Origin of the sequence: Pararhodobacter sp., assembly GCF_034676545.1 — a bacterium.
Taxonomy (GTDB): domain Bacteria; phylum Pseudomonadota; class Alphaproteobacteria; order Rhodobacterales; family Rhodobacteraceae; genus Pararhodobacter.
The window spans coordinates 2203747-2218154 of record NZ_JAUCBZ010000015.1 but is presented as its reverse complement, the minus strand read 5'-3'; the positions used below and the strand labels follow the sequence as shown (position 1 = coordinate 2218154).

14 protein-coding genes and 1 pseudogene are annotated in these 14408 nt (G+C 61.6%); 2 read left to right on the top strand and 13 right to left on the bottom strand.

Features of this window, described 5'->3' with window-relative positions; all coding sequences use genetic code 11:
- Positions 1-8: 8 nt before the first annotated feature.
- Both VDQ28_RS14455 and VDQ28_RS14450 read right to left on the bottom strand, forming a co-directional pair.
- Positions 9-389, bottom strand: a complete 381-nt coding sequence (locus VDQ28_RS14455; RefSeq protein ID WP_323036603.1) for a cell division protein ZapA — start codon at positions 387-389, stop codon at positions 9-11.
- A gap of 13 nt (positions 390-402) precedes the next feature.
- Positions 403-936 (bottom strand): hypothetical protein, encoded by a 534-nt coding sequence (locus tag VDQ28_RS14450; protein ID WP_323036602.1) that lies wholly within the window; start codon positions 934-936, stop codon positions 403-405.
- A gap of 185 nt (positions 937-1121) precedes the next feature.
- Here VDQ28_RS14450 and tkt point away from each other — a divergent pair, with 185 nt between their 5' ends.
- Positions 1122-3134: a transketolase gene (gene tkt / locus VDQ28_RS14445; protein WP_323036601.1), complete on the top strand. Its 2013-nt coding sequence runs from the start codon at positions 1122-1124 to the stop codon at positions 3132-3134.
- Positions 3135-3350: 216 nt separating this feature from the next.
- On the opposite strand, the gene VDQ28_RS14440 is transcribed toward tkt, so the two are convergent.
- The 4 genes from VDQ28_RS14440 to VDQ28_RS14425 all read right to left on the bottom strand — a co-directional run bounded on the left by VDQ28_RS14440 (position 3351) and on the right by VDQ28_RS14425 (position 7220).
- Positions 3351-4181 carry a hypothetical protein gene (locus tag VDQ28_RS14440; protein WP_323036600.1) on the bottom strand — a complete coding sequence of 277 codons (831 nt, stop codon included), beginning with the start codon at positions 4179-4181 and terminating at the stop codon, positions 3351-3353.
- Positions 4182-4259: 78 nt separating this feature from the next.
- On the bottom strand, positions 4260-5648 hold the full coding sequence (locus VDQ28_RS14435) for a TolC family protein (protein WP_323036599.1): 1389 nt from the start codon (positions 5646-5648) through the stop codon (positions 4260-4262).
- A gap of 82 nt (positions 5649-5730) precedes the next feature.
- Positions 5731-6384, bottom strand: coding sequence for a protein-L-isoaspartate O-methyltransferase (locus VDQ28_RS14430; protein ID WP_323036598.1), 654 nt, complete (start codon positions 6382-6384; stop codon positions 5731-5733).
- Positions 6385-6518: 134 nt separating this feature from the next.
- Positions 6519-7220, bottom strand: coding sequence for a glutathione S-transferase N-terminal domain-containing protein (locus tag VDQ28_RS14425; protein WP_323036597.1), 702 nt, complete (start codon positions 7218-7220; stop codon positions 6519-6521).
- Positions 7221-7379: 159 nt separating this feature from the next.
- Here VDQ28_RS14425 and mscL point away from each other — a divergent pair, with 159 nt between their 5' ends.
- A complete protein-coding gene (gene mscL, locus VDQ28_RS14420) occupies positions 7380-7829 on the top strand; it encodes a large conductance mechanosensitive channel protein MscL (RefSeq protein ID WP_323036596.1) in 450 nt (149 codons plus the stop codon).
- 59 nt (positions 7830-7888) lie between these two features.
- On the opposite strand, the gene VDQ28_RS14415 is transcribed toward mscL, so the two are convergent.
- The 7 genes and pseudogenes from VDQ28_RS14415 to VDQ28_RS14385 all read right to left on the bottom strand — a co-directional run bounded on the left by VDQ28_RS14415 (position 7889) and on the right by VDQ28_RS14385 (position 14339).
- Entirely contained in the window at positions 7889-8242 is a 354-nt protein-coding gene (locus tag VDQ28_RS14415) for a hypothetical protein (protein ID WP_323036595.1), read from the bottom strand.
- An 84-nt stretch (positions 8243-8326) separates the two neighbouring features.
- Positions 8327-8758: a Na+/H+ antiporter subunit G gene (locus VDQ28_RS14410; protein WP_323036594.1), complete on the bottom strand. Its 432-nt coding sequence runs from the start codon at positions 8756-8758 to the stop codon at positions 8327-8329.
- A 12-nt stretch (positions 8759-8770) separates the two neighbouring features.
- Complete coding sequence (locus tag VDQ28_RS14405) at positions 8771-9040, bottom strand: K+/H+ antiporter subunit F (RefSeq protein ID WP_323036593.1); 270 nt, start codon at positions 9038-9040, stop codon at positions 8771-8773.
- A complete protein-coding gene (locus tag VDQ28_RS14400; protein ID WP_323036592.1) occupies positions 9037-9528 on the bottom strand; it encodes a Na+/H+ antiporter subunit E in 492 nt (163 codons plus the stop codon). The genes VDQ28_RS14405 and VDQ28_RS14400 overlap by 4 nt, the downstream gene beginning before the upstream one ends.
- 1 nt (position 9529) lies before the next feature.
- A pseudogene (locus VDQ28_RS14395) lies at positions 9530-11139 on the bottom strand (monovalent cation/H+ antiporter subunit D).
- A 10-nt stretch (positions 11140-11149) separates the two neighbouring features.
- Positions 11150-11497 carry a Na+/H+ antiporter subunit C gene (locus VDQ28_RS14390; protein WP_323036591.1) on the bottom strand — a complete coding sequence of 116 codons (348 nt, stop codon included), beginning with the start codon at positions 11495-11497 and terminating at the stop codon, positions 11150-11152.
- A 1-nt stretch (position 11498) separates the two neighbouring features.
- Positions 11499-14339 (bottom strand): monovalent cation/H+ antiporter subunit A, encoded by a 2841-nt coding sequence (locus VDQ28_RS14385; protein WP_323036590.1) that lies wholly within the window; start codon positions 14337-14339, stop codon positions 11499-11501.
- Between the last annotated feature and the right edge of the window lie 69 nt (positions 14340-14408).

Here is a 14408-nt window from a genome sequence, read left to right as displayed (position 1 = left end):
ATCGCCCGTCAGGCACTGGTTTCGATCTGATCGGCCAAAGCCTCGGCCCGCGCCGCCAATTCCGACAGTTTTTCAATCGCGGCAGCCGGGACAGCGGCCACCTCGACCCGTTCCCGCGGAGTCGCGCGCACCCGGTCCAATTCGGCCCGCGCCGCGACCAGTTCTTCCTCGAGCAGCCGCACCCGGTCTTCGGCCCCTGCTGTCTTGTCGGCCAGCATCAAGCCGGACATCAGCAACATGCGCGCCTCGGGCAAGCGGCCGATCTGGTCGATCAACGTGCGCGCTTCGGCGTCCAACATGCGGGCTGCGGCTTGCAGATATTGCTCCTCGCCGGCCTGACAGGCGACCTCGAAGGTCTTGCCACCAATTTCGATTGTTTCCTCGGGCATCCGCGCCTCCTGTTTATCGCGCTTCAGCCGCAAGCAGCGGCTTCAATTCGGCCAGGATCTCTTCCATCTCGGCCATTTCCGCCCGGCGTTCGGCCTGCAAGGCCTCCAACTCGGCCGAGATCGACTTGTTGATCAAGGTCGCATCCGGGAATTCCTCGATCTGTGCCTCGCGCAGCGCGGTGTTCGACCCCATCAGCTTGGCATTCGCTTTCTTGAGACGCAACATCTCAAGGCTTTGCAAATCAAGCTGCTCGGTCAGCCGCGCCAAACGCCGCTCCAGCTGCGCAATCGTGGTTTCCTGACGCTGCTTGACCTGATGCACCCGCTCACTGAGCTGGGCATTCGCCGCCCGCTCTTTTTCCAGCGCCTCACGCAGACTGGCTATGGTTGCTGTCTGTTCTGGATCAGGGCCGATTTCGGGCCGCGCGCCCAGACCGAACACGGACCCGCGCGCAGGCTTGGCCGAGGCTGCACCTTTCTCCAAACGTCGGGCGATCCGATCAAGGGCATCCGAAAGCCGGCGTTCTACCGGGGCTAGGTCGCTCATCCATCTCTCCTCACGCGTGCCCGCAGTCGCGACGCGAATCATTGCACGCCTGCCTGGCGGGTCATTTTGACGCTAGAATAGGCGGAAAACGCAGGCTTTCCAACCGATCCTCGCGCGGCAAGCTTGAACTCGGTCACCAGCCTGTTATGACGCCTCGAAACCTCCTTTAACGAAGGATCGCTGCCATGGATATCGCCACTCTTCGCGCCCAACACCCAGAGCATTGGCGTTTGGCTTGCGCCATCCGCGTATTAACGCTCGATGCGGTTGCGGCCGCCAATTCCGGCCACTCTGGGATGCCGATGGGCATGGCCGATGTCGCCACGGTTTTGTTCCAGAACCACCTGAAGTTTGACGCCTCTGCGCCAGACTGGGAGGATCGCGACCGCTTCATCCTGTCGGCGGGCCACGGCTCGATGTTGATCTACGCGCTGCTGCATCTGACCGGCTATGCCGACATGACGCTGGAGCAGGTCAAGAACTTCCGCCAATGGGGCGCGATCACCGCCGGCCACCCGGAATATGGCCACGCGACAGGCGTCGAAACCACCACCGGCCCGCTGGGTCAGGGTATCGCCAATGCGGTCGGCTTTGCCATCGCCGAAGAACATCTGCGCGCCCGCTGGGGTGCCAAGATCCAGAACCACCACACCTATGTCATCGCCGGCGACGGCTGTCTGATGGAGGGTGTGAGCCAAGAGGCCATCGGCATTGCGGGTCGGCACAAACTGTCCAAGCTGATCGTGCTCTGGGATGACAACGGCATCACCATCGACGGCACCGTGGCCCTGTCGGACATCACCGACCAGCGCGCCCGTTTTGCCGCCTCGGGCTGGGATGTGTTCGACTGCGACGGCCACGATCCGGTGGATATCGACCGCGCGATCACCGCCGCCAAAGCCAGCCCACGCCCGGCAATGATCGCCTGCAAGACGCATATCGCGCTGGGGTCCTCGGCACAGGATACCTCCAAGGGTCACGGCGCCCTGACCGACGCGAAACTGATCGCCGACACCCGCGCCGCCTATGGTTGGGACCATGGCCCCTTCGAGATTCCCGCCGACATCAAGTCGGCCTGGGAGGCCATCGGCGCACGCGGTGCGACGGAACGCGCCGCCTGGGGGGCACGTCTGACGGCCCTCTCTGCCACCAAACAGGCCGAATTCGCCCGCATCTTCGCCCGCGAGTTGCCCGCCCGCTTGCCGGCGGCAATCCGCAAGGTCAAGAAAGACGCCATCGACAGCCCCAAGAAAATGGCCACCCGCGCCGCCTCGGAACTGGTGCTCAAGGCGATCAACCCGATCGTCACCGACACGATGGGCGGCTCGGCCGACCTGACCGGCTCGAACAACACCAAGACCGCCGATATGGGCGTATTCGACATCGACAACCGTGGCGGGCGCTATGTCTACTGGGGTATCCGCGAGCACGGCATGTCCTCGGCGATGAACGGCATGGCGCTGCACGGCGGCATCCGCCCCTATAGCGGCACGTTCATGGCCTTCACCGACTACGCGCGCCCGGCGATGCGCCTGAGCGCGCTGATGGGAATCCCGGTCACCTATGTGATGACCCACGATTCCATTGGCCTGGGCGAAGACGGCCCGACCCACCAACCCGTCGAGCATCTGGCGATCTCCCGCGCCACCCCCAACACCTTGGTGTTCCGCCCTGCCGATCTGGTCGAAACCGCCGAAGCCTGGGAATTGGCATTAAGCCAGAAATCCACCCCCTCGGTGCTGTCCTTGAGCCGTCAAAACCTGACCCCGGCGCGCAGCGCGCACACCGCCAAGAACCTGACGGCGCAGGGCGGATACGTGCTGGCCGACTCCGAGGGCAAGCGCCAGGTGATCCTGATCGCCACCGGCTCCGAGGTCGAGATCGCGCTACAAGCCCGTGAGGCCCTGCAGGCCGAGGGCATTGGCACACGCGTTGTCTCCATGCCTTGCATGGAACTGTTCGCCGATCAGCCAGAAAGCTATCGCAAGCGCGTTCTGCCCGCAGGTCCGGCGCGCATCGGCATCGAGGCCGGCGTCCGGGCCGGTGGCTGGGATCGCTGGCTGCTGGGCGAACGGGCGCGCAAGTCGGATTTCGTCGGCATGACCGGGTTCGGCGCATCAGCCCCGGCAGAACGGCTGTATCAGGAATTCGGAATCACCGCCGACGCCATCGTCAACAAAGTCAAAGCGTTGCTTTGACCAGACAGAAAACGCCGCCCCATCCCCGGGCGGCGTTTTCACCAGTGTTGCCCCATCATCTTGCCAAAAATACTCACGGCGAGCACGGTTGCGCACGCGCACATCCGTCAAATCAACGCGCAATGTGGGCGAAGGCCCACCGACGCGATGGGGCTCGATGCCCCTGAGCGTCGGCCTTGCCAAAGGTTGCACCGCCTGACCATCCGGTGTCGTCGCTTACAAAAAGTTACGGTCGTCCAGCGCCTTGGCGATCTCGGCACGAACCAGTTTTCGCACTTGCTGCGTCACACGCTCGCCCAGCTGACCATGCAGCTCCTCGCGTACGATTTGTGCGACCAAGGCGCGCAACATCTCTTCATCCAGAATCGAGTCGTGTTCTGAAACCGCGTCGCCGGTCTCACGCGCATCCGCCTCACGCGCCTCAGAACCATCATCGAAATCTCGCGCCAACGCGGGTGCGTCAACGGCTGCGAAGGCGTCCTCTGGCTGCGTTTCACCGTCACTATCAGCTGCCTTCGCGTGCAATTCGGCTCCGATCCCGGGGGCACCCTCTGTAGCCCCGGTGTCAGGCGTCGCGATCTCGGTCGAGGTTGCAACATCCGCATCTTTTTCCGTTGCGGCACTGCGATGCACAAAGTTCAGACGACCGTAAAGGTCGGTCACATTTGAGGAGACCGGAGCATCCCCGGGGCTGGCTTCGGCCTCCCATGTCTCGCCGCTGGCGGATACGGCGGCTTCCAACTCTGCGATTGTCGCTTCGAGCTTGCCGAAATCAGGTTCCGGAAGCGACAAGTTAGGCGGGTTTTCCCCTGACCCCTCATCGCCATCACCCGGAGAGCGGGCCGCATCCTGCGCGATACCGGGGGCTTGCGTGCTTACATGCGCGGGTGTGGCAACGGCTGTCGCAACCGACGCGACGCCCACTCGCAATTCTTCGGTAAGGATCAAACGACCTGCATCCGTCGGACGCGCACCGTCCTGCGCAACCAAGCGCCGAATGGACGTCAGAACGTCCTCAATCTCTCGATTGGTCATTGCCTCAGCCATTTTTCACCCTTGCCCGTTTGAACCCCAAGACTAACCCGGGACGGGGTTTCAGACAACTGTCGATCCGAATCAATTGTCTTATGGCTGCTGATGCCGCCCGAGGATGCGGTCCAACATGCTGCCTTGTTCCGACGGCGCGCGGTCAGACCGACGCGAATTGGGCCCGGACGCATAGGCTTCCACGTCATAGGTGGGAATCCCCAACCCCAGCGCCCCAACCGTCATCTGTCCCATAGTGTTGAGCAAGGCATAGGCGGCGGTTTGCACGCCTGCAGATGCAAGAACCCGCGACGAGCGGGCGTCGAGCAATTCCTGTTCCGCGTTCAACAGATCCAAGGTCGTGCGGGAACCGAGTTCAACCTCGGCACGCACCGCCTCATAGGCAGAGAGCGAGGCCTGGATCTGCAAGTCACCCGACGCCAACCGCGCCCGCGCCACTTGCAGCAACGCCCAGTTCGACGCGACCGCTTGCTGCACCACAGCCACCGTCTGATGCAAGGCCGCGCGCTGCGCTTGCCCCTGCGCCACGCGCTGACGCTCCACCGAGTTCAACCGCCCCCCGGTGTAAAGTGGCACAGCGTAGCGCATCGACGCGGTGATATCGCTCGTGCTGCTGCGCCCGAGCGACGTATCACTCTCGGCGATCTCGCCTGTGAGACTGCCCGTAACAGTGCCATACCGCTGCCGCCCGGCGATTTCCGACAGGATATCCGCTGCGGCCACCTGATGTTGCGCCTGGGTGATCGCCGGGTGATGGCGGCGCGCAATCTCTTGCGCTGCGGCCAGAGAGCCGGGCAGACGTGGCAAGCGTGGCGGCTGCGACAAACCGCTCGGGTAGCGGCCGACCGCCAGATTGTACGACTCGCGGGCGACCGCCACATTGCCTTCGGCCGCGGCAAGCGCCGACCGGGCGGCGGCCAGACGTGCCTCGGCGATGGCGACATCGGTACGAGTTGAATCGCCCAGTTCAAAACGTTCCTGCGCCGAGCGCAATTGCTCACTGATGACCGAGACACTGTTGCGTTGCAGATCGACGCTTTGCAACTCGCTGAACAGATTCAGATAGGCCTGCGCCGCATCGAACAGCACGTTTTGTTCCACCACAATCAGGCCGGCCCGGGCGGACAACACCTGTTCGCGTGTGAGGTCGATTGCCAGACGGCCGCGGCCAAAATCATACAGCGTGGCACTGGCGACAAGTTGAAAACTCAGGCGCATCGACGGCGCATTGTCACTGTTTGCCAAGGCGGTGGTGATGAAATCGACGACGGGACCGATTGCCGCGATGGCTTGCTGAGTGTCTTCATCCGAGGCCCGCAAGAGCGCGCGGTTTTGCTCCAGCAGGTTCGAATTGCGATAGGCAGATGCCAAGGCATCGGCCAATGTGTCGGCGTGGAGCGGCATCGCCGCCAGTCCGCTCAGGGCAAATCCTAAAACTGCGGACCGAATCCGAAACAGAACGCTCATTGCGCCCTCCAATGCTAGTCGTGGCAAACACCCCCCTCGGGGTCCTGCCCTGTCTACCGCCCGGACGTGGACGACATGTCTCTCACAGCGCGAAGCTGCGCTCGGCGAGGAAACCGTCCAGAGGCGGCGCCCACGCGTTAAAAATATCGCGCCAGCGGATAACGCCAGCGTGCTTATAGCCTAAACGCACGGTGCCCAGAGTTCCGTCGAGAAAAATGGCACAAACCTGTCCGCCATCTTTCAACTGATCACTGAGCGATTGTGGAAACACCTCGATGCCGCCCTGAATGATGATCGCATCATACGGTCCATGTGCGGCAGCCCCATCAACGGCCGGGCCGCGCTCCAGGGCAATGTTGTTGATGCCCTGCGCCTCAAATGCAGCTTCTGCATCATCCGCCATGTCCGAATCAGGCTCAACGGCAACGACGGCTTCTGCCAATTGCGAGATCACCGCACTGGAATAGCCAGTGCCGGGCGCAATATCGAGGACCATCTGGTCTGGCTTGATGTCCAGCGCATCCAGCATTTTCGCCAGGAACCGTGGGTCCAGCAGCACGCGCCCACTGCCCAAAACGAGGTTTTCGCCGATATATGCGGCCTCTGCCAAGGCATCAGGCACAAAACGCTCACGCGGGATGGTCAGCATGGCTTTGATAATCGGCAGCTTTGTTACATCCGAAGGGCGCACCTGGGTATCGACCATGGTCGTCCGGCGGGTGGCAAAATCAGGCATCGGCTAGCTCCGTCTGGATTGGTCGCTCTCTCTTGCCACAGGCGCAGGTACCATTGCAATGGCACCGACGCGTCTGACCGAGAACCAGGTTGATTGCGGGCCATTCGGCCACGCTGCGGGTCGCGGTTCGCGGGTCAATCCGCCTTGGGTACGAGAAGACCGCGTTGAACTGCCGGGCGGGCCAAGAAACGGTCAAGCCAGCCCGGAACATTGCTGAGGTCATCCCAGCCCACAAGGTCTTGTGCCGCATAATGGGTCAGGACCGTCCTAACCCAAGGCGCAATTGCAATATCGGCAATCGAGAACTCGCCGGTGACCCAATCGCGCCCCTCCAGTTGCCCGTCCAGAACGGTCAACAACCGGGCAGTCTCGGCGCGGTAGCGCTCGAACGGGCGTTTGTCTTCGATGTCCTTGCCGGCAAACGTATGGAAATATCCCAACTGGCCAAACATCGGGCCGACGCCGCCCATCTGCCACATGAGCCACTGAAGCGTCAGCAAGCGATCCACCGGGTCCGCGGGAATCAGGCGTCCGGCTTTCTCGGCCAGATAGATCAGAATCGCACCGCTTTCAAACAACGCGAGCGGCTTGCCTCCCGGGCCATTGGGGTCGAGGATCGCTGGGATCTTGTTGTTCGGATTGAGCGCCAGAAACTCTGGTGTGAACTGATCACCCTCGGCGAAACTGAGTCGATGCGCCTCGTATGGTATCGCCAGCTCTTCCAAGGCAATCCCCACCTTGACCCCGTTCGGGGTGGGCAACGAGTATAGTTGCAACACGTCAGGATTTTGCGCAGGCCAGCGGCGGGAAACGGGGTGTTCAGACAATGGCGACATGGCGTATCCAGACCAGTAAAGATGAAAAATAAACCTTGATTTTCCCTGTATCCACAGGGCTTATCGGGGATACAATCAGCTTCGGGTGCGGTCTTCAAGGTGGGAATGACCGGGTACCCTGCGACAACAACGCCATCGTTACAAAAGGGGAATTGTGACATGATCAAAGAATTCCGGGACTTCATCGCGCGCGGCAATGTCATGGACATGGCCGTCGGGATCATCATCGGCGCGGCGTTTACCGCGATTGTCAGTTCCCTGGTGGCTGACCTGATCAACCCGATCATCGGCCTGTTTACGGGTGGCCTGGACTTCACGAACAACTACTTTGTTCTGTCGGGCGAGGTCGCGGCGGGCGCAAGCCTTGAGGCTGCCCGGGAAGCCGGGGCGGCGGTGTTTGCCTATGGGTCGTTCCTCATGGCCGTGATCAACTTTTTGATCATCGCCTGGGTCGTATTCATGCTGGTCAAGTCGGTGAACAAGGTCAAGGACGCCGCGATGCGCGAACAAGAGGCCGCACCTGAGGCCCCTGCCGAACCCACCCCTCCGTCGCAAGAGCAGCTTCTGGCAGAAATCCGCGACTTGCTGGCATCGGGTGCCAGACCCTGATGCACGGGGGGCACCGAAACGGTTGACCCCGAAAAGGCCCCCGGCGCGGGGCCTTTTGCTTATGCTGAAAACACGGTATCGCCCGACGCCCAATGTGCGCACAGGTCGGAAACCGTGGCCGGGCATCGAAGCGTGGCATGGAGCGCCAGGGCATCGCCGCCAATCAAAGCCGCGATGCGCCAGGCGTCGCGGGCCGCAGCGCAGGCCTGTGGTCCGCCACCCAGCATCTCTTCGATCCCACCCGCCGCCAAGGAAAACGGCAGTGCCACAGCCAAGGCCGGAAGCGTCGCGTTTTGCGCAGCAAGTTGAGCGGCGATTTCGACCGCAAGGGCACGCGCCGTTCCACCTTCGACCAAAAGCCGTCGCACAACGGTTTCAGTCAGGTCGTCAATCTGTTCCGCGTCCCACACCAAGGTACACCCCTGTACCCGCCGCCAACACACCGGCGACCGCAGAAGTGTTACAGCAAACGTCTTGATACGGAAACCATAGCCGCGTCAGTTTGACACCTTTTTGTCAGGCCGCCGCTCTGTGGCCCGGGTTGCGGGCGGAAAATCGCGCACGCCGCGCGCCGGGCCTTCGGCCGTAAAACTGGCCCATCCAGTGCCCGCATCCGGTGTTGGCAGATCCTTGGGGGAAACGCGCTGATGCAGATGCACCTTGCCGATAAACAAGGCCGCGATCGGGGCGGTCAGCAGCAGGAAAATCGTGATCAGCAACTCATGCGACGAGATGCGCCCCTCGGTCGCATAGAAAAAGACCATCGACGCCAGCAAGGCTCCGCCAACACCCATCGTCGAGGGCTTGGTCGGCGCATGAAGACGGGTCATCGGGTCCGGCAACCGGATCAGGCCGAAAGAGCCGACGAGCCCAAAGAAACCGGCGATGACAAGGAACACCGTGACGGTGATTTCAGCACAAAGTGGCATGACGGCACCCCCTTATTCGATAATGTCGCCGCGCAAAAGAAAGCGGCAATAGGACACGGTTGAGACAAAGCCAACGAGGGCAAAGAGCATCGAGACTTCAAAATAGATCGTCGTGCCCTGCCAGATTCCCATCAGGATCAACAGCGCGATGGCATTGATAACCATGGTATCGAGCGCAAGAATCCGGTCGCTCTTGGCGGGGCCGACCACCACACGCCACAGGTTCAGGATCAACCCGAGCGAAAAGCAGGTGATGGCAAAGGTCAGCGCATAAATGATCATTCGAAGATCTCCTTGAGCCGCCGCTCGTAGCGGGATTTGATGTCGGCGCTGACCGCCGACGGGTCGGGCGCGTGCAGGCAGTGGACCAATATCGCGCGCCCATCCTCGGACAGATCGCAGGATACGGTGCCGGGGGTCAGGGTGATGGTGCCGGCCAGAACGGTGATTGCCTCGGGCGAGCGGATATCGAGCGGCACGCAGACCCATGCAGGTCTCAGATCGGCACTGCGCTTGAACAACACGATCAGGGCGACCTGGGTATTGGCGACGACAATGTCATAAAGCACGATCAGACAATACCCGACAATCGCCACCGGGTTGCGCAGCGTCGGCATGTCCGGCCAATAGGGCTGGGTGATCATCGGCACGACGATACCCAGCAGGGCCGCAAAGACAATCGAGTTGATCGAGATCGAATTGACCAGCAGCAGCCAGATCACGAACAAGGCCAACGAAAGCAACGGGTGGGGAAGAAGGCGCGCGCGCATGTCAATGACCCTCGGTTGCGGCGTCGTCGGTGCCGTGATGTGATGTCGCCGCCGCTGCCGCAGCCTCTGCGGCTGCCCGAACGACGCGCTCGGCGGGTGTACCCATGACCGCATGGATATACTCAACCGGGTTCATCAATTGCGCGGCGGCGGATTGCGTATAGCGTGTCATCGGTCCGGCAAACACGGTCAACGCAACGATCAAACCCAGCAACAGCCCCAACACGCCCAACGCGACGCCCGAGGTCGTCCCCGGCACCACCTCGAACCCGTCAGGCGGCGGGGTCTTGGCGTCATAGGGCTTCCAGAACAAGGATGAGCCGACACGCGAAAACCCGGCGATGGCCAGCAACGAGGTCGTCAGCACAATGGCCCAGCCCCAGACCCACCAGGCCTGATCCCAAATCGCGTCGAGGATCAACAATTTGCCGATGAAGCCCGACAAGGGTGGCATCCCGGCAGAGGCGATGGCGGCCACAAAGAAGAAACCGGCGACAATGCCGGTGCCCGGCATCGGTGCTTGTGCCGTCAGTGCGGAATTTCCGCGCCGCGCCCGTACCTGATCAACGACCAGAAACAACGCAGCCCCCGCCAGCGTCGAATGGACCATGTAATAAAGCGCCGCCGCGATCCCGGTTTCATGAAAGGTCGAGACCGCCAGAAACAGCGTCCCCATGGATCCGATCGCGGCAAAGGATACCACGCGTGCAAGTGTACGCGCGCCGAACACGCCGATCATGCCGACCGCCAGGGTCAACAGGGCCGCGGGCATCAACACGTTGCTGACCAACCCGTTCATCGCGCCCAGGCTTTCCGGGAAGACCAGCGTGTAGACGCGGATCACCGAGTAAGCGCCGACCTTGGTCATCACCGCAAACAGGGCTGCGACCGGCGCCGGCGCCAGCGCATAAGTGTTGGGCAGCCAGAAATGCAACGGCAACATCGCACCTTTGAGCACAAACACCAGCAGCAACAGCGCCGCCGTGACCCGGACCAAGGCCTCATCCCCGGCGGGAAGTTGCACCGCACGTTCGGCCAGATCCGCCATGTTCAGCGAGCCGAACACCGCATAAAGCGTGCCGAGGGCGAACAGGAACAAGGTCGATCCGGCAAGGTTGAAGATCACATACTGCACGCCACTGCGCAGCCGCATACGTCCGCCCGCATGGGTCATCAGACCGTATGACGCAATCAGCAATATCTCGAAAAAGACGAACAGGTTGAAGATATCACCTGTCAGCATGGCGCCGAACAGGCCCATGAGCTGAAACTGGAACAGCGCATGGAAATTTCGCCGCGTTGATCCCAGCCGGTGAGCGACGCGTAGGTCAGCACGATCAAGCCCAACACGGCGGTCAAGGTGACCATCAGCGCGGACAAACGGTCGAGCACCAGCACGATGCCAAACGGCGCGGGCCAACTGCCCAACTCATAGGATTCGACATCCCCGCCGCTGGCCGCGACCAGAAGCGCGACCGTGATGCCAACCAGGACCACACCCGTTGCGATACCGGCGATCCGTTGCAGCGACACGTCGTGTCGCATCGTCAGAACCATCATGGGCCCGATCAAGGCGGGCAAGATGATGGGGGCAACAATCCAATGCTCCATGCTCATGCCCTCAGCGACCGGTTTCGGGCTGCTCGCCCGGCTTTTCAATATTGATCACGTCGGTCCCGGCATTCAGATACGAGCTCAATGACAGGATCACCACAAGGGCGGTCATGCCGAAGGAAATCACGATGGCGGTCAGCACCAGGGCTTGCGGCAGTGGGTCGGTCATGGTGTCCGCGACCCCCAGGACCGGCGGCGCATCGGTGACCAGCCGCCCCGACGCAAAGATGAACACGTTCACCGCATAGCTGAGCATCGACAGGCCCAGAACCACCGGAAACGTGCGCAAACGCAGCATCAGGTAGACGCCGGTTGCGGTCATCACGCCAATCGAAATCGCGACAAGAAGTTCCATGTCAGCGTGCCTCCGCGTCGGTTTCAGGATCGGCGCTGGGGTCGACATCCATCGCGGTCAGGTTCACGCCTTCGCCCGCGCGGCGACCAATCCGGCTCAGGCTGGCGAGGGCCAGCAGCACAGCGCCCAGCACGGTCAGGAACACGCCCAGATCAAAGGCGGCGGCGCTGGCCAGATGGATCTCATCGAGCGGCCAGATATGGATATAGGCACCGGTCGAGGTCAGGAAATTCCATCCCAGAATAATGCTGACCGCGCCCGTCGTCACCGCAACCATCACGCCCGTGGCAATCACCGCATGATAGTCATAGCGCTGGCGCTCCTGGGTCCACGCAAAGCCCGAGGCCATGTATTGCATCAAGAAGGCAATCGCCACAACCAGACCGGCGATAAACCCGCCACCCGGCTGATTGTGCCCGCGCAGAAAGATATAGACGCCGACAATCAACGCGATTGGCAGGGCCAGACGGGTCATCACCACCATCATCAGCGGGTGACGGTCAAAGGCTTGCGGCATGTCGGGGATCCAGTTCAGCAACCGCCGCGATGCCGGGCCGGACAAGATCACCTCGACAATCGCGTAAATGACCAGTGCCGCGATGCCCAGAACGACAATCTCGCCCATCGTATCAAAGCCCCGGAAATCGACGAGGATCACGTTCACCACGTTGTTGCCGCCGCCACCGATATACGAATTCGCGACGTGATACTCCGAGATCGACGTCAAACTCATGTCACGGGTCAGAATCGCAAAGGCCAAAGCCCCAGCCCCGGCACCCGCCGCCAAGGCAATCGCGCCATCCGCCAGCCGCGCCTTGGCGCTGGACAGGATCGGCGATTGCTTGGGCAAATAGTTGAGGGCCAGCAGCAGCAAGATGACCGTCACCACTTCGACGGTGAGCTGGGTCAAGGCAAGGTCCGGTGCCGAAAACCGCACAAATGTCATCGACACCACCAAGCCACAGATCGAAATGACGATCAGCGCCTTGAAACGGCTCCGATGAACAGCCACCAGCCCCGCCGACGCGACGATCAGCAGCACAAAGAAGATCGCCTCGACCGGGCCAATTGGCAGCATCGACCGGGTTCCCGCCGTGAAGGTCCCGCCAAAGAAAGCCCAGCAGCCATAGGCCAGAACCGAGGCGGTAAACACCGTCAGATACCGCGAAATCGCGCCATCATGCAGCGTGTCGGTCACCGCGCGCGCAAGCCTGGCCAGGGATTCGACGATTGCGTCGAAGATCTGCTTGGCTTCGGGTCGGGGCGCATTGTCCCAGAGCGGCGCAAGTGCGCGCTGCATCGACAGGATCAGCAAGCCCGCCGCAACCGCGATGCCCGACATGTACAAGGCCGGCGTCACGCCATGCCAGAGCGCCAGATGCACATGCGGATGCGCGCCGGTCACCGCCCCCGCGACGACTTCGACGAACGCGCCAACGGTTTGTTGCGGGAAAATCCCGATGACGATGACCATGACCGCCAGCAATGCGGGCGCGACCCACATGCCAAAGCCGGGGTCATGGGGGTGCGAGGGATAGTCGTCGCGCACCGGGCCAAGGAAGGTGTGGACAATGAAGCGCAGCGAATAGCCCACCGAGAACACCGCCCCCAACGTCGCCACGACCGCGAACAGCGTGTTGGTATTCCACGCCGCCTCAAGCATCATTTCCTTCGATAGAAACCCGTTAAAGAACGGAATCCCCGCCATCGACAGCGCCGCGACGGTGCCGATCATGAAGGTGATCGGCATCAATTTGCGCAAGCCGCCAAGCAACCGGATGTTGCGGGTATGCGCCTCGTGATCGACGATCCCGGCGGTCATGAACAGCGCCGCCTTGAACGTCGCGTGGTTCATGATGTGAAACACTGCTGCCTTGGCTGCATATTCCGTCCCCATTCCCAATAGCATGGTGATCAGGCCAAGATGACTGACGGTTGAAAAAGCCAACAGCGCCTTCAGATCGTCCTTGAACAGCGCAATCACCGCGCCCAGAACCATGGTGATCAGCCCGGCTCCGGCGACCAGCCAGAACCACTCGGGCGTACCGGATAACACCGGCCAGAACCGCGCCATCAGGAACAGGCCCGCTTTCACCATTGTCGCCGAATGCAGATAGGCGGACACCGGCGTCGGCGCGGCCATCGCGTGCGGTAACCAGAAATGGAACGGAAATTGCGCGGATTTGGTGAAAGCCCCCAACAGAATCAGGATCAGCGCTGGCACATACATATCCGAGGCCCGGATCGCCTCGCCCTGGGTCAGGATCACGCTGATGTCGTAGCTGCCCGCGATCTGGCCCAGAATCAACATGCCGCCGATCATCGCCAATCCGCCCATTCCTGTGACGATCAGCGCCATGCGGGCCCCTTGGCGCCCCTCGGGCAAATGCTTCCAATAGCCGATCAACAGGAAGGACGACAGCGATGTCAACTCCCAGAAAATCAGCAAAAGCAATATGTTATCTGACAGAACAATCCCCACCATCGCGCCTTGGAACAGCAGCAGATAGGTATAGAAATTGCCCATCGGGTCGTTTTTCGACAGGTAGAACCGCGCATAAAGGATGATCAGCAGGCCGATGCCCAAGATCATCAAGGCGAACAGGAACCCCAAGCCATCCAGCATGAAATTCACGTTCAGGCCGAGCGACGGCAACCAGTCATAGTGCTCGGTGATCACCCGACCGCCGAACACGGCAGGCGCGTTCAGCAGCAGGCCGATAAAGGCCAGTGCGGTCACGGAAAACGTTACAGAGGCGCAGGTGTTGCGACCTGAACGGATCATCAAGCCGGGCAACAAGGCTCCGAGAAATGGGAGCGCCGCGATCAAGGCAAGGGACATGCCGGTTCCATTGTCTGAGGGCGGCCCAAAGGCGCCGATGTCAGGAGTTGGGACCAGAGCGATCCACCT